This is a genomic window from Kingella bonacorsii (assembly GCF_016623605.1).
Classification (GTDB): domain Bacteria; phylum Pseudomonadota; class Gammaproteobacteria; order Burkholderiales; family Neisseriaceae; genus Kingella_B; species Kingella_B oralis.
Map to the genome: position 1 here is coordinate 676,967 of NZ_JAEHNZ010000001.1, position 19,877 is coordinate 696,843.

The following is a 19,877-nucleotide window of genomic DNA, read 5'->3' on the forward strand; positions in this document are numbered from 1 at the left end:
TTCTTGGCATGAAAAACAGCCTTTCCTGCGCTATCATGCGCGTTTTTTGAGGAGTAACCATGCACACCATTTGGCAAACCGCCCGTTTCACGCTAGACCTGAGCGCGCCCAAAATCATGGGCATCATCAACATCACGCCCGATTCGTTTTCCGACGGGGGAACGTATTCGCAAAGCGTTCAGGCTGCCTTAAAGCACGCCGAGCAGCTGCTTGAAGACGGGGCGGATATTTTGGACATTGGCGGCGAATCCACGCGCCCGAATGCGGATTATGTGCCGCCCGAGGCGGAATGGCAGCGCGTGCAGCCGATTTTGGCGGAGCTGGCGCGTTGGAATGTGCCGGTTAGCTTGGACACGCGCCGCGCCGGCGTGATGCGGGCGGCGCTGGAACGCGGCTGGGCGGACATCATCAACGATGTGCAGGGCTTGGAGGATGCGGGCGCGGTGGAGATTGTGGCGCAGTCGCGGGCGGGCGTGTGTTTGATGCACATGAAAGGGCTGCCTGAAAACATGCAAAACAATCCGCAATACGGCGACATCGCGGCGGAGGTGGCGCAGTATCTGGATGCGCGGGCGGCGGCTTGCCTTGCGGCGGGCATCGCCGCCGAGCGGCTGGTGTTGGACGTGGGCTTTGGCTTTGGCAAAACGCTGGCGCACAACATCGCGCTGATGCAGCAGCTGAACCGTTTGCCCTTGCGGCACGATTTGCCGCAGCTGGTGGGCGTGTCGCGCAAGAGCATGATTGGCGCGCTAACGGGGCGCGAAGTGCCCGCCGAGCGCGTGGCGGGCAGCGTTGCCGCCGCGCTGTTTGCCGTGCGGCAGGGGGCGAAGATTGTGCGCGTGCACGATGTGAAGGAAACGCGCGATGCGCTGCGGGTGTGGCAGGCGTTAAGCGCGGGGTGATGCGGATTGTTGGTTTTCAGGCTGCCTCTATGCTGTTGCCTGAAAACGTTTACGCGCCGTCAAACGGCTTTTTCTGCCACCAATATTTCCCCCGCGCTAATTGCGCCACGCTCGCTTCATCGCCTGCCAGCGTAATCACCCACGCGCCCTGGGTGTCGGTGCGCAGCAGGGTTACGCCATGCGCAGCGAGGCGGTTGATGACATCGGGATGCGGATGATGATAGGCGTTGGCAAAGCCGCTGCTGGCAATCGCCCAGCGCGGGGCAACGCGGTTGATAAACGCGCTGCTGCTGGATGACCGGCTGCCGTGGTGTCCCAAAATCAGCACGTCGCTTTGCAGCGCGTCGCCGTACTGGGCGAGCAGTTGCGCTTCGCCGCGCGCGCTCAAATCGCCTGTAATCAGCAGCGCGTGTTTGCCTGCGATGGCGCGCAGCACGCAGCTTGCGTCGTTGTCGGGCGTGCTGGGCGTGCGCGGCAGGGTGAGCCATTCAAAATACACGCCGTCTGCCGTCCATGTTTTGCCGCTTTGGCAGTATTGGGCGCGGGGGTAGTTTTCAGGCTGCCCTGCCCATAGCGCGGCGGCGGGGTAACGCTGTTGCACGGCGGGCAAACCGCCATCGTGGTCGTCGTCGTGGTGCGAGGCGATAAGGGCATCCAAGCGCGTGATGCCTGCGGCGCGTAGGTTGGGCAACAACGCCATTTCGGCGGCGTAGGCGGTGCCGCTGTCATACAAAATATTGTGCGACTGGGTTTGCAGCAACACGGATAAGCCCTGCCCCACATCCCACACGGTGATTTTCAGGCTGCCTTGGGCGGCAGACTGGGGCGGGCGATACAGCGCAAACGCCGCCAAAGCGCAACACGCCAGCGGTTTGAGGTGCGTGCCTTGGGGCAACAGCAACACCAGTGCGCTCGCCGCCGCCAATGCCAGCAACGGCGCAGGCGCGTGGGCAAACGCCATTTCGGGCAGCCGCGCCCCCGCCCATTGAATCGCCGCCACCACGTTTTCGCCCAGCCAAGCCGCCGCCAGCTTGGGCGCGTCAAACGGCAAGGCGGATGCCAATAACGCCAGCGGCGCGAGTAGCCACGAAAACAGCGGAATCGCCAGCGCGTTGGCAAGTGGCGAAAACACAGGCAGCAAACCAAACAGCGCAATAGTCGCCACCCCGCCCAGCAGCGTCGCCGCCCATTGCGCCTGCGCCGCCAGCCGCAGCTTGTCGCGCCACGTTAATTGCGGCAGCCTGAAATCATCGTTATGGATGTAGTCCAGCACATCGCGCGGCGTTTTGCGCCCCGCCGTTGCCCAAATCAACGCGCCCACTAGCCCAAACGACAGCCAAAATCCCGCCGACAACGCCGCCGCAGGCTGCCACAGCAACACCACCGCCATCGCCGTCCACCAAGTGTGCCACGAGCCCGCCCGCTGCTGCCGCGCCCATGCCCACGCAAACACGCCAATCATCAACACGCTGCGCAGCGCAGGCACATCAAACCCTGCCAGCCCCGCATAAACTACCGCCGCCGCCCAGCCCGCCGCCGAAGCCCACACGCGCGGCGATTGCGGTACACGCGGCAACACGCGCAGCAACAGCGTTGCCAGCCAAGCCGCCATCCACCCCACCATGCCCACGTGCAAGCCCGAAATGCTCAACAAATGGTTCAGCCCCAGCGGGCGCACCGCCGCCCAAGTTTGCGCCGACACGCCGCTTTTATCGCCCACCGCCAGCGCGCGCATCAGCCCCGCCCCATGCGGATAACGCGCCGCCGCGCCCTGCCAAGCGCGCACCACCGCCTCGCGCTGCCGGTTAAACCACGTCCACCGCGCCTGCTGAGGCAGCCTGAAACGCTCCTTTGCCAACGAAGCCGTGCCATCCAAACCATTTGCCAACGCCCACGCTTCGCTGTCAAACCCCATCGCATTGCGCATCCCCACCGCCGCCTTCACCCGCGCCTTTACCTGCCACACTTCGCCCACGCGCCAATCCCGCGCCGCATAATCCGCAAACAACAGCCGATACGAGCGCCCATCATCCGCCTGTGCCATGCCCACAAAGCGCGTTCTGCCCAACTCATCGCGCTCGGGCAGCCCCGTAACCGCCACACGCAATAAAACGGACTGCGCCGAATCGGCAACAGTCCATTGATGATTAAGCGCATTTTGCGTGCGCACCATGCCATACGCCGCGCCCGCCAGCGCACAAGCGAGCGCAAAGGCAGCCTGAAATTGGGCAAGGCGATGGCGTTTCGCGCTGCAAACCGCCCATGTTGATAATGCCAACAACGCCGCCACCCAAAGCCACCACGCCCCAACAGCAGGCAGCCTGAAACTGGCGATGATGCCAAGGCACAACGCGGCGAGATAAAGGGTGGATGGGAAAAGGAATGCGGGCATGGTGGGGGATGGGTGTGATGATGAGGCAGCCTGAAATGGCGTTGGGCGGAGTTAAAATTAAAATGGAGCAGCGATGGTTTGTTGCCAAAATCGCGTGTTGAACGAGATTGCGTTGGTTGTTGGCAAGTGCGGCTTTGCCAAACTGATGAGGCAGCCTGAAATCTTAAATGTCATGCAAAATAAAAACAGCGTGTAGGGCAGCCTGAAACTTAAAATGGCGCGGCAACGGCTCATCGCCCAAATAGCGTGTTCAACAGGACTTACGGTTTGAAACCCTGTCGGCGAGCCGCCGACGCGCCATCGGTTATCGGTTTCGCAAAGGTTTCAGATGGGCAACATCGGCAATTCTCTAATGCCCCATCACTTACCGGTCTCGCCAAAATTCCATCTTGAAAATACTTTTCAGGCTGCCTCATCTAAGCAAGGCAGCCTGAAACGGTTTATCGGGCACACTACTGAAACTGATACATAAACGACTGCGCCAAATTCAAGAACTGGCGATATTTATCCGTTTTCGCCGTTTTCTCGCCGTCCAGCCCAATCTGCATCAACACCCCGCTGCGGTTGGCGTAAATCACCGTGTTCTCAATCTGCCAGCCCATTTGCCCGCCCTCCATGCGGATGGACGAAATAAACGCCTGCATCATCTCGCCCGAAGCCAAGTTTTGCAGCACAATGCTTTTGCGCACGCTCGGCGGTATCGCGCTATACACATAATGAAACGGATTTGCTTGCGCGTTCAACACCCCGCGAAAGCTGTAAATAAACACTTGGTGTTCCATTTTCGGGTTGTTTTTCATATACAGTTGCAGCAGCAAAACGCGCAAATCGCGGTTGTCTGCCTGTTGCTCGCTAATCGTTTTTTTCATTTTCAGGCTGCCTCTTTAACACGGTTGAATCGGGATGATTTTGTTTTGACTGCGTTTTTTGCCGCCCTCGCCATAATTCGCCTCCACATATTCTTTCACAATCGCCAAAAATTCCGCCGCCATATTGTCGCCTTTAAGCGTAACTTTGCGCTCGCCATCCACATACACAGGCGCAACAGGCGTTTCGCCCGTACCGGGTAAACTGATACCGATGTCCGCCAGCTTGCTTTCGCCCGGCCCATTGACGACGCAGCCCATCACCGCCACATTCAAATTCTCCACCCCTGGGTATTGCCAACGCCACACGCTCATCTGCTCGCGCAAATATTGCTGAATATCGCGCGCCAATTCCTGAAACACCGTGCTGGTGGTGCGCCCGCAACCAGGGCAAGCCGTAACCAGCGGCGTGAACGAGCGCAAGCCCATGGTTTGCAAAATCTCTTGCGCCACAATCACTTCCTGCGTGCGCGAACTATTGGGCTCGGGCGTAAGCGAGATGCGAATGGTGTCGCCAATGCCCTCTTGCAGCAGCACCGACAGCGCGGCGGTACTCGCCACAATGCCCTTGCTGCCCATGCCCGCCTCGGTAAGCCCCAGATGCAAGGGGTAACGGCAACGCGCCGCCAAATCGCGGTACACGGTAATCAAATCCTGCACATTAGACACCTTGCACGACAAAATAATCTTGTTTTCAGGCAGCCCCAAATCCACCGCTTTTTGCGCCGATTGCAACGCCGACACAATCAACGCTTCTTTCATCACTTCTTCGGGCGTTTTCGGCGCGGCGGTGGCAAGGTTTTCGTCCATCATTTTTTTGGCGAGGCTTTGGTCGAGCGAACCCCAGTTCACGCCGATGCGCACGGCTTTGTTGTGTTCGGCGGCGGTGCGAATCAGATAGGCGAATTTTTCGTCGCCTTTCGCGCCCTTGCCCACGTTGCCGGGGTTGATGCGGTATTTGGACAACGCGCGGGCGCAATCGGGAAACTCCGCCAGCAAGCGTTCGCCGTTGAAGTGGAAATCGCCAATCAGCGGCACGGCGCAGCCCATGTCGTCCAGCCGTTGGCGGATTTCGGCAACTTGGCTGGCGGCTTCGGGCGAGTTCACGGTAATCCGCACCATTTCCGAACCTGCGTCTGCCAGCTCTTTCACTTGCTGCGCGGTGGCGGACGCATCGGCAGTGTCGGTGTTGGTCATGGATTGGATAACAACGGGGTGGTCTGAACCCACGGTGATGTGGTCAATTTGAACTTGATGGGTGGTGCGGCGGATGGGTTTCATGGTGTGTGTGCGTGATGTTTACTTGGTTGAACTGGGTTTCAGGCTGCCTATGATGGAGAAGGCAGCCTGAAAAGGGTGGTGAGAATAATGCGGATTGAATGGAAAAGGTCGTTTCAAGTTTTCAGGCTGCCTATGGATGCGCGGATGAACGGCTTTTTCAGCAAAGGCAGCCTGAAAACGCATCCCACGCCAGCAACAGCGCAACAGTTTTTCAGGCTGCCTTATCGGCGCAAACTTTACTGCGGCGCAGAAGCCCCAGCAGTAAAGGTCGCCGTTTTGCCGTTTTTACGCGCGGCGTTCATGTCAATCGGCTCGCCGCCAAACGTTGCCGTTGAGCCGCTGGCATAGCCCAGCCGCACTTCAAACGGCGCACCATTTTGGAAACGATGCTCGCTGCGCGCGGGCACAATCTCGTTAATCAACACTTCGCCCTTGGCGTTGGTAACCGTGAGCATGGTGCGATAACGCGCGTTAATCACCAATTCGCCTGCCACGCCTGCGGGCGCGCTGGCTGGGGTGGCGGTTTGCGTTTGCGTGTCGCTGGCGGTCATCGGTTTCACCACCACATTGGGGTTATCCAACGCGGGCTTGGCGGTTTCGCTGGCAATCAGCGGTTTGCTTTCCGCTTCTTGCTTGGCGTTGGCGTGTTCCGTTTGCGATTTGGTTTGCCATTTGTAAACGCCAAAGCCAATGATGGCGACACCGATAATGCCAAAAATCCAAGTGGGGAACGGGCGTTTGGGCGTTTCGTTGGCAAAATTCAGGCTGCCATCGTGTTGAATGGCTTTGCGCACTTTCTCGCTGGGCACAACGTTTTCCAGCGCATCGTTGAGCGTGGATTCGTCTAAATCTAAAAACCGCCCATAGCTGCGCAAAAATCCACGCACAAACACAGGCTCGGGCAAGCTGTTGTAATCGCCATTTTCCAAGGCTTCAATTTGCCGCGCAGGCAGTTTCAAGCGTTCGGACACTTCGCCGATAGAAAGCTGTTTTTGCTCGCGTTTGGCGCGCAGCAAAATGCCTAATTCGGTGGCTTTGTTGGTGGTTGGGGCTTCGGTTTGTTTTTTCGCTTTGCTCATTATTCGTCATCCCCTTTGCCGCCAACGGCTTCCAATTCTGGGGAATAGGGATAATTCATGCGCAGTTGCGCCTCGTATTCAGAGGCAGCCTGCATTTCGTTGTTGGCTTTGGCGATTTTCCAGCCCAGCAGCAAATCATCCGCGCTTAATCTATCCACGCGGCTTTGATAGCGGCGGAACTCTTTATCTGCCACCGCATTTTTATGCTGTTGCAAATGCGCGCGGGCGCGTTCTTTAAACACAGGCACAAAATCAGGATTCAACTGCAAGGCGCGTTCAAAATAGGTTTCTGCCATCGCAATTTGCCCCGCGCGCGCCGAGCAAATGCCTTTGTTCATATTAGCGATTTCGGGGCTGGGGTAAGTGGGGTCGGCTAGGGCTTTGTCAAAATAGGCAATCGCATCGTTGGGGCGTTTGAGCGCGTCGCAGATGAACCAGCCATAGTTGTTGTTGATTTCCGCGCTATCGGGCTTCATAGACAGCGCGTGGCGGAAGTTTTCTTCGGCTTTGTCGTACACTTTCAGGTGTTGATACACTTGGGCGCGAATCAGCCAAGCAATTTCAAAGTTGGGGTCGTCTTGAATCGCGCCATCAATGGCTTGCACCGCCGAGCGATAGTCGCGGTTTTGGGTGTATTGAATCGCCAGCTCGGTTTTGATGCGGGCGTTATTTTTGCGTTTTTCGCTTTTGCTTTCGGGTTTAAATTCGGTGAACTGCGGATTTTCGGACACGCAGCCCGCAAGCACGCAAGCTGCCGCGCACATCACCACAAAGCGTGATAAACGTTGTTTAAACATGATTATTGGTCTCCACATAAATTTGTTGCCATTTTGCTTGGCGTTTGGTTTTGTCTTGCACCTGACCCGCCAACTGCCCACACGCGGCATCGATGTCGTCGCCGCGTGTTTTGCGAACAGTGGTAACCAAGTCGGCTTCCATTAAAATTTCTTTGAAAATATTGATATTTTTGTTGCTAGACCGCTCGTAGCCCGAATTGGGGAACGGATTGAACGGAATCAGATTGAATTTGCACGGCGTGTCTTTTACCAACTGCACCAGCTCGCGGGCGTGCTCGGGCTTATCGTTGATGCCATCCAGCATCACATATTCAAACGTGATGAAATCGCGCGGGGCTTTGGCAAGATAGCGGTTGCAGGCGGCCATCAGTTCTTTGAGCGGATATTTTTTGTTGAGCGGCACGATTTCGTCGCGCACTTTGTCGTTAGACGCGTGCAGCGACACGGCAAGGGCAACGGGCATGTCGTCTTTCAATCTGTCCATCTGCGGCACCATGCCCGATGTGGACACGGTTACGCGGCGGCGGCTCAATCCGTAGCCGTGGTCGTCGAGCATAATGGAAAGCGCGGTGATGACGTTGTCATAATTCGCCATCGGCTCGCCCATGCCCATCATCACCACATTGGAAATCACGCGCTCGTTTTTCGGCGTTACGCCGAGCGCTTTGTTTGCCCACCAAAGCTGCCCGATGATTTCGGCGGCGGTGAGGTTGCGGTTGAAGCCTTGCCGCCCCGTGGAGCAAAACGTGCATTCCAGCGCGCAGCCCACTTGCGACGAGATGCACAGCGTGCCACGCTCGGCTTCGGGGATAAACACGGTTTCCACGCCGTTGCCTGTGCCCACGTCCAGCAGCCATTTGCGCGTGCCGTCGCGGCTTTCTTGCGCCGCCATCAGGGCGGGGATGCCAATAACGGCGTTGTCTTGCAGCTTGGCACGCAGGGCTTTGGCAAGGTCGGTCATTTCGTCGAAGGTTTGCGCGCCGCTTTGGTGTATCCAACGCATCACTTGCTTGGCGCGAAAGGGTTTTTCGCCCATTTGCGCGAAATGGTCGGTTAAGCCGTTTAGGTTGTAGTTGAGTAGGTTGGTCTTCATAGTGTGCGTTGGATTTTGGAATAATGAACGGCTGAGGCAGCCTGAAAATGCAAAGTGGCGCATTTTAACAAGGTTTTGGGTTTTTACCTAATTGAACGTTGGATTTTCAGGCTGCCGATGATGCGGGATAAGGCAGCCTGAAACGCAGTTCAGCGCAGCTCAAACAGATTGATTGGTGTTTATCTGGCGCAGCCGTTCATTTTGAATGTGCATTGGTATAACCGCAGCGCAAGCCGTTTGAACCACGCTGAACCGCGTTTCAGGCTGCCTCTATAGCTGAACCGCGCTACACCCACAGCCAAGCCCAAACCCTGCGCCCTTCGCTGGCCAACAGCGCATAAGTACGGCACGCGGCGGCGGTGGTCATGCACTCCAACGCCGCGCCGTGCGCGGATAATTGCGCCGCCAGCTTGGGCGACAAGAATTGCTGCTTTGCGCCCGTGCCAACCAGAATAATTTGCGCGCCCGCGTTTAAGGCAGCCTGAAAATCGGCAAGCGTTAAATCGTGCGGCGAGGCATGCGGGCAAGGGGCAACACTGTCGCCCAATTGAACATTATGCGTGTAGGCGGTTTGGTTGATGATGATTTCGCCTGCGGTGTAGCTGTCGATGGCGATGGGGGCGAGCGGGGTTTGGTCGTTAAATTGCATTTTTAATGTTCCTAAATATTCCTAACAGCGGCAGCCTGAAAAAGGCAGCCTGAAAAATAATTTTTAAAATTTTATAAATTATCCGCCAATTTTCACTATAATACTCGGGTTTCTTATTTTTTCATTTCGTATTTACCATGCAGCCTGAAAACCTGACGCTCCAAATTTTCCATCATCAGCAATGGCACGATGCCGCCGAATTATCGTTTAACGAAAATTTCGTGTGCACGCATTTGGATTATCTAAACGACTACGCCTTTTGCCAAGACGAAAACGGCGATTTTCTCTGCTGGGAAAAAGACGATAGCTATGCGCTTGGGCTCAATTATCCTGTGAACATCATGGGTTATCAAAACCAGCCGTTTACCTTTTTGGACGACATCATCCCAGCGGGCGCAAGCCGCCGTTATTGGATACGGCATTTGGGCATTGGCAGGCAGCCTGAAAACCAGCAAAACTACACCTTGCTGCAACGCGGCACGATTGCGCCGATTGGCAACGTGCGTATCAAACAAGCCGTGCCACACGAAGCCGCCACACGACGTTTTCAGGCTGCCGAAGCGATTAACCGCCAAGCCGATTTTTTGGAATACGCGCAGGAACACGGCGCAATTGCAGGCGGCGCAACGGGCGCAGGCGGCGAAGCGCCCAAATTGCTGCTGCGCCAAACGCCAAGCGGCGAAGTGTGGATTGATAATCAGCAGGATGGCAAATCTGCCGATGCGTATTATTTGGTGAAATACCCGCGCAACCAGCGCACACCGATTGATTGCGATATTTTGCGCGCCGAGTTTTATTTTTATCACGAATTAGCCGCGTTGGGCTTTGCCACCATCAACACCCGCCAGATGAAGCTGGAAGAAGGCGAGCATTATCCGTCTTTGTGGTTGCCGCGCTTTGATGTGGAGCAGGCGCAAGGGCAAACCGTGCGGCTGGCGATGGAAAGCGTGTATTCCCTGTTGGAACGCGGCGCAGGCAGCTATTTAAACCACGGCGAAACTCTCCGCGCCATTGTGCGCAAAATTCAACACAGCCATTTGGTGCAGGCGCAAGGCTTTCAGCTTGATGCGGGCGCGTGGATTAGCCAATGGTTGCAGCGCGATTTGCTCAATATTGCGTTTGGCAACAGTGACAACCACGGGCGCAACACCGCCTTTATTCGCCGCGCAGGCAGCATAGAATTTGCCCCTGTTTACGATTTTGCGCCAATGAAAGCCGACCCCGAGGGCATCATCCGCAGCACCACTTGGGGCGCACCCTTGGAAAACGGCGGCGAATACGATTTCTCCGCCATCGCCCAATCCTTTGCCGATTTAGCCGACCCCGATGCTTTGCTGGCAGAGCTGCAATCCACCGCCGCAAAACTGCTGGATTTAAAACACAACCTGCGCCAACGCGGCGTGCCATCGCGCATCCTAGAAATGGCAGGCTTAGGCTACGATTATCTACCCGAAAAATTCCAACGCTGGGGCTTGCTATGACCACACCCACACCACCCACACCCAAACAACCGCGCGCCACCAAAAACAAAACCACACTCTCCGCCCAACAGCGCAGCGAATTTCGCAACCAAATCCTGCGCGAGCTGTGGCAAGGCAAGCTCACGCAAGGGCAAGCCCTCAAACGCCTGCGCATTGAAATGCTGGGCTTAAAGCAAGCGCAGTTTGCCAAGCTGGTGGGCATTTCCCTTCCATCGTTGAGCAATGTGGAAAACGACCGCGCGGTGTCGGCGGAACTCATCAACAAGGCGTTTAAGCCGTTTGGCGTGGCATTAAGCCTTGTGCCGATGCGGTTTGATGAGATGGAAGCGATGTTTTAACGTTTTCAGGCTGCCTTTGGGGATAAGCGATTGAGGCAGCCTGAAACCATTTTTCACCGTATCCAACCATTAAGCCCAATTCAAAAATCCCATTCATCAACCCGGTTGATTTGTTAGGATTTATCGCGCTTATCGGTTTTCAGGCTGCCTGAAATGGTTTACCATCGCGCGTTTTCAAATTTTTCATAACTTCAATTACTTTCTCAATCAATAGGGGCAACTTTTATGCAAGCAGTAAACATTGGCATTTTGGGTTTGGGCACAGTCGGCGGCGGCACCGCGCAAGTGCTGCAAGACAACGCGGCGGAAATCAGCAGGCGTTTGGGGCGCGAAGTACGCGTAACCGCCGTGTGCACGCGCAACACCGTGCGGGCGCGGCAGCTTTGCCCACAAGCGGCGGTGGTAACCGAGCCCACCGAATTGGTGCAACGCGACGATGTGGACATTGTGGTAGAGCTTTACGGCGGCACAGACATCGCCAAAGATGCCGTGTTGCAAGCCATTGAAAATGGTAAACATATTGTTACCGCCAACAAAAAACTGCTCGCCGAATACGGCAACAAAATCTTCGCCCTTGCCGAGCAAAATAATGTGATGGTTCACTTTGAAGCGGCGGTGGCAGGCGGCATTCCCATCATCAAAACGCTGCGCGAAGGCTTGGCGGCAAACCGCATTCACAGCATCGCAGGCATCATCAACGGCACCAGCAATTTTATTTTGAGCGAAATGCGCGAAAAAGGCGCGGCGTTTGCCGATGTGTTGAAGCAGGCGCAAGAATTGGGCTACGCCGAAGCCGACCCCACGTTTGACGTGGAAGGACACGACGCAGGGCATAAAATCACCATTATGTCGGCGCTGGCATTTGGCACGCCCGTGAACTTTGGCGCGTGCTATCTGGAAGGCATCAGCAAGCTGGACAGCCGCGATATTCAATACGCCGAAGAACTGGGCTACCGCATCAAGCTGCTCGGCATCACGCGCCGCACCGAAAAAGGCATTGAGCTGCGCGTGCACCCTACCCTGCTGCCTGAAAGCCGCTTGCTGGCGAATGTGAACGGCGTGATGAACGCGGTGCGCGTGAAAGCGGACATGGTGGGCGAAACGCTGTATTACGGCGCGGGCGCGGGCGCGTTGCCCACTGCCAGCGCGGTGGTGGCGGATATTATTGACATTTGCCGCCTGCTGGATGCCGACAGCGAGAACCGCGTGCCGCTGCTGGGCTTCCAATCCGACAAGGTGCAAGCGCAAAATTTCTTGTCCATCGACGAAATCACCAGCAGCTATTATCTGCGGATGTACACGCAAGACCAAGCGGGCGTGTTGGCGGCGGTGGCGGCGGTGTTGGCAAAATACGATATTTCTATTGAAGCGTTGATTCAAAAAAGCGTGCTGGACAGCACCCACGCCGAAATTGTGATTTTGACGCACTCCACCATTGAGAAAAACATCAAGGCGGCGATTGCGGAAATTGAAGCGCAAGAAACCGTTGCCGCGCCTGTGGTGATGATTCGGATGGAAAGTTTGCACGGCTAGCCGTGTTGGTTAAACAAGCAGCGTGAGATTTCGCGCTGTTTGTTTTTTGTAAACCGTCTTGTGAACAATATTTTGTGAACAGTCTTTTTTGAACAAATAGGCAGCCTGAAAAGCTGTTTTAGCTGTTTTCAGGCTGCCTTTATCGCCCAACTATTGTCCTATCCGCGCTTTTTCAAACTATCGCCAGCCAAAATCACAACGGCACAAGTAGGGTGTATGGCTATGCCACGCACCGTTTAGCGATGCTTAATAAATGGCGCCTAAACAGGTTCACACACTACGCGCTTGTTTTTTGTGAACCGTTTTCTAAACAGTCTTTTGTGAACCAATAAGGCAGCCTGAAAAGCTGTTTTAGCCGTTTCAGGCTGCCTTTATCGCCCCACCATCGCCCTCCAATAATCACAAAAAGGAATCCCCATGCCCCCTAAAATCCACGTTGTTGCAGGCATTTTATTTAACGAACGCGGCGAATTTCTGCTTTCATCGCGCCCCGAAGGCAAGCCGTATGCGGGCTACTGGGAATTTGCGGGTGGCAAAGTGGAAGCGGGCGAAACGGAATTTGCCGCGCTGCAACGCGAGTTTATGGAAGAGCTGGGCATTGAGATTACCCACGCCACGCCGTGGCTGGCGAAGTTTTATCGCTACGAACACGCCCATGTGAACCTGCGCTTTTTCCGCGTGGCAGCGCATGAATGGCGCGGCAAACTGCAAGCGCGCGAGCAACAGCAATGGGCGTGGCAAAAGGCGGGCGATTTCACCGTGTCGCCGATGCTGCCCGCCAATACGGCGTTGCTGGCGCAGTTAGCCATCCCCAGCGCATTTTCAGGCAGCCTGAAAACGGGTTTGCTGGGCAGCAATGCCTCGGGCGAATATCGCGTTATGCCGCATACTGTTGCGCCGCACGCGATGGCAGAAGCGCCGCACGAAGCCGTGTGGATGCCGCTGGATGCTTGGCAGCAACGCAATAGGCAGCCTGAAAACGCCCCCAGCGTGTGGCTGGCGGTGGACGATGCGGCGCAGTTTCACGCGGCGCAAGATGCCGATGCGATTATTTGGCGCGTGAACGATAACGCGATGGCGCAGGCGCTGGCGGAGGTGTTGCGCGCGGGCGCGGCAATGCCGATTGTGGCGGCGGCGAGTGCGGATGTGGTGGCGTGTTGGCAAGATGCGTGGCGGGCGAATGGCGTGCAGGCGGTGGTTGGCGATAATGAAATGGGCGTGGCGTGAATCATCCGACCATAGGCAGCCTGAAACCCGTCTCACCTGTTTTCAGGCTGCCTCAATATTGGGGAACTACCATGCAACGACATCTCAACGACCTATCCCGCCTGCTTACCGCGCATCACTGGCAGATTGCCAAACACGAGGGCAACGAACTAGACATCTCCGCCGTTTGGCCGCTGCGCCACCCCGCCGCGCCTACCCCCATTCGGTTGGCGTTTGAAGGCATGGGCGATTTAGCCGTTTTGCCGCTGGCGCAAAGCTACGGCTGCCATGTTGAACACGCCCCGCATATTTCGCTGTATTTCGCCAAAAACAACCCCGCCCAATGGCAGCGCGATTTGACCGCGTTCGTTCACGCGCTGGAACAAATGGCTTTTCAGGCTGCCCCGTAGCCCAAAGGCAGCCTGAAAACAAAACCGTTTGGTGTTGCACCAAACGGCTTTTTACGGATTGGATTGCGTTTCAAGCTGCCTAATCGCCCACCAACAAGCCAGCGCCTAAAACCTCATCCACAAAAATGCTAAAATCCCGCCATCCCCCACCCCATCACAAGGAACCCCCATGTTTACAGGCATCGTGCAAGGCACAGGTAAAATCGTCCACATCCACCAACCCAGCGCAGACTTCCGCAGCCACACCGTCGCCCTACCCGAACACATGGCACACAACCTACAAATCGGTGCATCCATCGCCCACAACGGCTGCTGCCTCACCATCACCCAAATCAACGGCAACCAAGCCACCTTTGACCTAATGGCAGAAACCCTCGCCAAAACCAACCTAGGCAGCCTGAAAACAGGCGACAGCGTAAACCTAGAACGCGCCGCCCGCTTTGGCGACGAAATCGGCGGGCACCCCATGAGCGGGCACATCATCGCCACCACCCCCATCAGCCGCATAGAACACAGCGCACACAACCGCACCCTCTATTTCAGGCTGCCACCACAGCTTGCCGCCTACATCCTACCCAAAGGCTTTATCGGACTAGACGGATGCAGCCTCACCATCGGCGACGTAACCGCACACGAATTTAACGTCCACCTTATCCCCGAAACCCTGCAACGCACCCTATTTGGCAGCCGCCAAGCGGGCGACAGCATCAACATTGAAATTGACGCGCAAACGCAAGCCATCGTGGATACCGTAGAACGCGTGCTGGCGCAGAGAAAGGCAGCCTGAAAACGTTGTTGGAACATCGCCCAACCCAAAAGCAGCCTGAAAAACAAAACCGTTTGCCATCCCGACAAACGGTTTTTTTGCGAGCGGGACAGATAAGATTTCAGGCTGCCCTACCCCCAACAAAAAAACGGTCTCAGGCAACCTGAAACCGTTTTTATCATTCAAACATTACGCGCTAAACCCGGCCGCATTCACCGCAGCCTTATAAGCCGCAGGGTCAAAATCATCCGTATGCGTAACCACCACATAACCGCCCTCATGGTTCGCATTCACAAAACGCACCCCCGCCACATTGCTGGTGGCTTCCACCAAGCGGTCGCCGTCTTGTTTGCTGCTCATGCCGCCAACATCAATTTTAGATTGAGCCATTTGTTTCACCTCATCAGATATATGTTTTACAAAAAATGAACGTTGTTTCAAACCATCAGACAACGCCAACCCAACGTATTCTGCCCATGTTTACATTTGCCGTCTAGCAAAATTATACGAAACCCGGCAAACATTCCGCGCGCCAAATAACAATGTTGGATTTGCACAACGCACGCCCACGCCCCAAAAGCGCACAACCACCGCATTTACAGCGTGCCATCACTTGCGCCAATAAGCCGGCGTAAACAGCATCAACACCGTAAAAATTTCCAACCGCCCCAGCAGCATCACCACCGCGCAAATCCACTTTTGCGCCGTGCTCAACACCGTGTAATCATGGCTCGGACCAACCACGCCCAACCCCGGACCCGCATTGGTAATGCACGCAATCACCGCCGTGAGCGCGCTCACCAAATCCAGCCCCGAAATCATCAAGGCAAACGTAAATAGCGTAACCGTGCAAAAATACACAAACACAAACGCCGCAATCGCCATCGCCACATGGTCCGACAGCTTATGCCCGTTCACCTTCACCACATGAACCGCATTCGGATGCTGCAACAGCGTCATCTCGCGCTTCAAAATTTTGGATAACGCCAAAATTCGCACCAATTTCACGCCGCCGCCCATTGAGCCCGTATTCGCCAAAATATTCGCCAAAAAAAACATCCACAACGAAGCAATTAAAGGCCAAGTGGCAAAATCCGCATTAGAAAAACCACTCGCCAACCCAATGGAAACATAATTAAACGTAACATACCGAAACGCATCGGGCAGCGAATAAAAATCCTTATAAGTCAAATACAAAGCAACCACCACAATGCTGCCTGAAAGCAGCAAAATCATGGTGCGCACTTCTTCATCCTGCCAATAATGGCGCAACGATTTTTGCCGCAATGCCGCAAAATGGTTGGCAAAATTGATGCCGCCCAACAGCGTCGCCCCAATAATCACCCATTCAATCGCAGGCGAATTAAAAAACGCAATGTTGCTGTCATGCGTGGAAAAGCCCCCCAGCGCAAAAGACGACATCGCATGGCACATCGCATCAAACCAGTTCATCCCCGCCCAATGCAGCGCAATCGCAATCCACAGCGTGCAAGCCAAATAAAACTGCCAAAGCTGTTTTGCCGTTTGCGAAATGCGCGGCGAGGTTTTGTCTTTGTGCACCCCCGCAATCTCCGCCTTAAACAGCTGCGTCCCCCCCACGCCCAGCATCGGCAAAATCGCCACCGCCAGCACGATAATCCCCATGCCCCCCAGCCAGTTGAGCATGTGCCGCCAAAAATTAATAGACGGCGGCAAATCGTCCAAATCCGAAATCACCGTCGCCCCCGTTGTCGTCAGCCCGCTCATCGCTTCAAAAAATGCATCGGTAAACGATATTTCCGAGAAATAATAATAAAACGGCAACGCCGCAATGCAGGCAAAACCCAGCCACAGCATCACCACCAGCGAAAACCCGTCGCGCGGGCGCAATTCATGCTGCCGTTTGCGGCATAACAGCCAAATCAGGAAAAACAATAATTCGGAAATCGCCGCCGTGTGCCAAAACACAGGAAATGCGTCATCGTCATACACATACGACACAATCGTCGGTATCAAAATCAACAAGGCAAAAAACATGCCCAATTTGGACAAAATATGAAAAGTAGGAACCAGCTTATTCATGAAAACAACGCCCATCGCGCCCGCTAAAAAAGGCGAAAATTTTGCCACGCCTCACAGCACAATAGCAACAAAAATTCCCCATTCGGGCAGCCTGAAAAATATATCCATCGTTTTATGACGCAAAACAAACTTTCAGGCTGCCCAAGTTTGCTATTCAACCCCATTAACGCTACAATTCTAGTGTTTTCTTTCGTGTCATGAAAGGATGCTTTTTCGCGGCATCTTTGCATTGAATGACGATTTCACAACCGAAGTTTTAACTTCATAACAGGAAGGATAGACACCATGTCTCAAACCTACAACGCAGTAAACGACGTCGATCCCATTGAAACCAAGGAATGGGTTGATGCAATTCGCTCAGTGGTGGAAAACGAAGGCGTTGAGCGCGCACGTTTCTTGTTGGAACAGCTTTTGGGCACATCAAAAAATGAAGGCGTAAATGTACCCGCAGGTATCAATACCCCTTACCAAAACACCATCCCAACAAGCAAGCAAGTTGCTATGCCTGGTGACCATAATCTAGAACACGCCATCCGCGCCGCTGTTCGCTGGAACAACGCGGCAATGGTTATCAATGCGCAACACAAAGGTTTGGAACTTGGTGGGCACATCGGTTCGTTCCTGTCTGCCGCAACATTGTATGACGTAGGTTTCAACCATTTCTGGAAAGCCAAAGGCGATGGCGTAGAAGGCGACTTGGTATTTATGCAAGGGCACTCTGCCCCAGGTATCTACGCCCGCGCTTATGTTGAAGGTCGTTTGAGCGATGCGCAACTAGACAACTTGCGCCAAGAAGCCTTTACCGATGGTTTGTCTTCTTATCCACACCCACATTTAATGCCTGATTTCTGGCAATTTCCAACCGTGTCTATGGGTCTTGGCCCGCTCATGGCAATCTACCAAGCACGCTTCTTGAAATACTTGGATTCACGCGGTTTGACTAAAACTGCGGGTCGTAAAGTATGGTGTTTCTGTGGCGACGGCGAAATGACCGAGCCGGAAGCACAAGGTGCCATCGCATTGGCAGCGCGCGAAAAATTGGACAACCTGATTTTCGTGATTAACTGTAACTTGCAACGTTTGGACGGCCCCGTAAACGGCAACGGCAAAATCATGCAAGAATACGAAGGTATCTTCCGTGGCGCAGGCTGGAATGCAATTAAAGTGATTTGGGGCGGTAGCTGGGATGCCATACTGGCAAAAGACACCACGGGTGCATTGAAAGCACGCATGGAAGAAATTGTGGACGGCGACTACCAAAACTTCCACTCAAAAGATGGTGCCTACATTCGCGAACACATGTTCAACACCCCAGAATTGAAAGCATTGGTTGCTGATTTGACTGATGAACAAATCTACAACCTAGAATTTGGTGGACACGACCCCGTTAAAGTGTACAACGCTTACTACGAAGCCGTGAACCACGCCAACGGCAAACCTACTGTAATCTTGACTAAAACCGTTAAAGGTTACGGCATGGGCGCAGCAGGTGAAGCACAAAATACCGTTCACCAAGCGAAAAAAATGGATGTTCCTTCATTGAAACAATTCCGTACGCGCCACAGCATCCCTGTAACCGACGAGCAAATTGAAAGCGGTCATTTGCCATACGTTCGCTTTGCAGAAGGCACGCCTGAATACAACTATCTACACGGTCAGCGCAAAGCATTGGGCGGTTACTTGCCATCGCGCAATCCAAACAACGAAACCTTGCCTATCCCAGAATTGAGCGCATTCCAAACTCAATTGGAATCAAGCGGTGATCGCGAATTCTCTACCACTATGGCATTCGTTCGCATCTTGAACACGCTGATTAAAGACAAAGAATTGGGCAAACGCATTGTGCCAATCGTGCCTGATGAAAGCCGCACATTCGGTATGGAAGGTATGTTCCGCCAAATTGGTATTTGGAACACCCAAGGTCAACACTACGTTCCACAAGATAAAGAACAGTTGATGTTCTACAAAGAATCAACTGATGGTCAAATCTTGCAAGAAGGTATTAACGAGCCTGGTGCAATTTCTTCATGGATTGCGTCTGCAACTTCTTACGCCAACAGCCGTTACACCACCATCCCATTCTATATTTACTACTCAATGTTCGGTTTCCAACGTGTTGGCGATTTGGCTTGGGCAGCAGGTGATATGAATGCACGCGGCTTCTTGTTGGGCGGTACTTCTGGTCGCACCACATTGAACGGCGAAGGCTTGCAACACCAAGATGGTCATAGCCACATCCAAGCAGATTTGATTCCAAACTGCCACACTTATGACCCAACCTTCCAATACGAATTGGCTGTTATCTTGCATGATGGTTTGCGCCGTATGTATGTGGAACATGAAAACGTGTTCTACTATATAACCGTGATGAACCAAAACTACGCTCACCCTGCTATGCCTGCTCGCAAAGGCATTGAGCAAGAAATCTTGAACGGTATGTACTTGCTGCAAGAAGGCGGTAAGAGCGACAAGAAAGTTCAACTGTTGGGTTCTGGCGTAATCTTGCAAGAAGTGATTGCCGCCGCTCAATTGTTGAAAGATGACTTCGGTGTAGAAGCCAATGTATGGTCTTGCCCATCATTCAACCAAATGCACCGCGACATCATGGAAGTTGAACGCTTCAACCGTTTGAACCCAACCAAAGAACAAAAAGTTCCATTTGTTACCCGTCAATTGCAAGGTCATACTGGTCCAGTTGTAGCCTCTACCGACTATGTTCGCGCCTTTGCTGAACGCATCCGCCCAGGCATCCCTGCTGGTCAATCGTTCACCGTGTTGGGTACTGATGGCTTTGGTCGTAGTGATAGCCGTGCTAACTTGCGTAAATTCTTTGAAGTGGACCGCTACAACGTTGTGGTTGCTGCATTGAGCGGTTTGGCAAAAGAAGGCAAAGTTGATGCGAAAGTGGTTCAACAAGCCATTGAAAAATACGGTATTGACGCTAACCGCGAAGCGAGCTGGAATCTGTAATTAGCGTTTGATTCAGGCAGCCTGAAACACGGTTTTCAGGCAGTCTGAAAACC

Annotated in this window: 18 protein-coding genes; 8 read left to right on the top strand and 10 right to left on the bottom strand. The window is 54.3% G+C overall.

Translation table 11 applies throughout. The annotated features are described in order from the left end of the window. The first annotated feature begins 59 nt into the window (after positions 1-59). Complete coding sequence (gene folP / locus JDW22_RS03585; protein ID WP_200521737.1) at positions 60-902, top strand: dihydropteroate synthase; 843 nt, start codon at positions 60-62, stop codon at positions 900-902. A gap of 49 nt (positions 903-951) precedes the next feature. On the opposite strand, the gene JDW22_RS03590 is transcribed toward folP, so the two are convergent. The 8 genes from JDW22_RS03590 to JDW22_RS03625 form a co-directional block, all read right to left on the bottom strand. After that, positions 952-3,294 carry a DNA internalization-related competence protein ComEC/Rec2 gene (locus tag JDW22_RS03590; RefSeq protein ID WP_200521738.1) on the bottom strand — a complete coding sequence of 781 codons (2,343 nt, stop codon included), beginning with the start codon at positions 3,292-3,294 and terminating at the stop codon, positions 952-954. Positions 3,295-3,746: 452 nt separating this feature from the next. Further along, the gene (locus JDW22_RS03595; RefSeq protein WP_003794599.1) at positions 3,747-4,163 is read right to left on the bottom strand and encodes a hypothetical protein; all 417 of its coding nucleotides are present in this window, start codon (positions 4,161-4,163) and stop codon (positions 3,747-3,749) included. Between the two features lie 15 nt (positions 4,164-4,178). Further along, on the bottom strand, positions 4,179-5,441 hold the full coding sequence (gene ispG / locus JDW22_RS03600) for a flavodoxin-dependent (E)-4-hydroxy-3-methylbut-2-enyl-diphosphate synthase (RefSeq protein WP_200521739.1): 1,263 nt from the start codon (positions 5,439-5,441) through the stop codon (positions 4,179-4,181). Between the two features lie 18 nt (positions 5,442-5,459). Next, a complete protein-coding gene (locus tag JDW22_RS03605) occupies positions 5,460-5,645 on the bottom strand; it encodes a hypothetical protein (RefSeq protein ID WP_200521740.1) in 186 nt (61 codons plus the stop codon). A 32-nt stretch (positions 5,646-5,677) separates the two neighbouring features. Beyond that, positions 5,678-6,520: a helix-turn-helix domain-containing protein gene (locus JDW22_RS03610; RefSeq protein WP_003794594.1), complete on the bottom strand. Its 843-nt coding sequence runs from the start codon at positions 6,518-6,520 to the stop codon at positions 5,678-5,680. Continuing rightward, positions 6,520-7,317, bottom strand: a complete 798-nt coding sequence (pilW, locus tag JDW22_RS03615; protein ID WP_003794592.1) for a type IV pilus biogenesis/stability protein PilW — start codon at positions 7,315-7,317, stop codon at positions 6,520-6,522. Before pilW ends, JDW22_RS03610 begins: the two co-directional genes overlap by 1 nt. After that, positions 7,310-8,410, bottom strand: a complete 1,101-nt coding sequence (rlmN, locus tag JDW22_RS03620) for a 23S rRNA (adenine(2503)-C(2))-methyltransferase RlmN (protein WP_200521741.1) — start codon at positions 8,408-8,410, stop codon at positions 7,310-7,312. Before rlmN ends, pilW begins: the two co-directional genes overlap by 8 nt. Positions 8,411-8,696: 286 nt before the next feature. Further along, positions 8,697-9,059, bottom strand: a complete 363-nt coding sequence (locus JDW22_RS03625) for an Mth938-like domain-containing protein (protein ID WP_200521742.1) — start codon at positions 9,057-9,059, stop codon at positions 8,697-8,699. A gap of 137 nt (positions 9,060-9,196) precedes the next feature. Here JDW22_RS03625 and JDW22_RS03630 point away from each other — a divergent pair, with 137 nt between their 5' ends. The 6 genes from JDW22_RS03630 to JDW22_RS03655 all read left to right on the top strand — a co-directional run bounded on the left by JDW22_RS03630 (position 9,197) and on the right by JDW22_RS03655 (position 14,814). Continuing rightward, entirely contained in the window at positions 9,197-10,540 is a 1,344-nt protein-coding gene (locus JDW22_RS03630; RefSeq protein WP_200521743.1) for a type II toxin-antitoxin system HipA family toxin, read from the top strand. Next, positions 10,537-10,878: a helix-turn-helix domain-containing protein gene (locus JDW22_RS03635; protein WP_200521744.1), complete on the top strand. Its 342-nt coding sequence runs from the start codon at positions 10,537-10,539 to the stop codon at positions 10,876-10,878. Before JDW22_RS03630 ends, JDW22_RS03635 begins: the two co-directional genes overlap by 4 nt. A gap of 225 nt (positions 10,879-11,103) precedes the next feature. Then, entirely contained in the window at positions 11,104-12,411 is a 1,308-nt protein-coding gene (locus JDW22_RS03640) for a homoserine dehydrogenase (RefSeq protein WP_200521745.1), read from the top strand. 417 nt (positions 12,412-12,828) lie between these two features. Further along, the gene (locus JDW22_RS03645; protein WP_200521746.1) at positions 12,829-13,638 is read left to right on the top strand and encodes an NUDIX domain-containing protein; all 810 of its coding nucleotides are present in this window, start codon (positions 12,829-12,831) and stop codon (positions 13,636-13,638) included. Between the two features lie 71 nt (positions 13,639-13,709). Further along, positions 13,710-14,027, top strand: a complete 318-nt coding sequence (locus tag JDW22_RS03650) for a hypothetical protein (RefSeq protein WP_200521747.1) — start codon at positions 13,710-13,712, stop codon at positions 14,025-14,027. Between the two features lie 169 nt (positions 14,028-14,196). Continuing rightward, positions 14,197-14,814: a riboflavin synthase subunit alpha gene (locus JDW22_RS03655; protein WP_200521748.1), complete on the top strand. Its 618-nt coding sequence runs from the start codon at positions 14,197-14,199 to the stop codon at positions 14,812-14,814. Between the two features lie 168 nt (positions 14,815-14,982). Here the strand turns inward: JDW22_RS03655 and JDW22_RS03660 are convergent, their stop codons facing one another. Together JDW22_RS03660 and JDW22_RS03665 are read right to left on the bottom strand one after the other, a co-directional pair. Then, complete coding sequence (locus JDW22_RS03660; protein WP_200521749.1) at positions 14,983-15,183, bottom strand: hypothetical protein; 201 nt, start codon at positions 15,181-15,183, stop codon at positions 14,983-14,985. Between the two features lie 219 nt (positions 15,184-15,402). Then, complete coding sequence (locus JDW22_RS03665; RefSeq protein WP_200521750.1) at positions 15,403-16,854, bottom strand: TrkH family potassium uptake protein; 1,452 nt, start codon at positions 16,852-16,854, stop codon at positions 15,403-15,405. 285 nt (positions 16,855-17,139) lie between these two features. On the opposite strand from JDW22_RS03665, the gene aceE reads away from it, so the two are divergent. Continuing rightward, the gene (aceE, locus tag JDW22_RS03670) at positions 17,140-19,824 is read left to right on the top strand and encodes a pyruvate dehydrogenase (acetyl-transferring), homodimeric type (protein WP_200521751.1); all 2,685 of its coding nucleotides are present in this window, start codon (positions 17,140-17,142) and stop codon (positions 19,822-19,824) included. Positions 19,825-19,877: the final 53 nt, after the last annotated feature.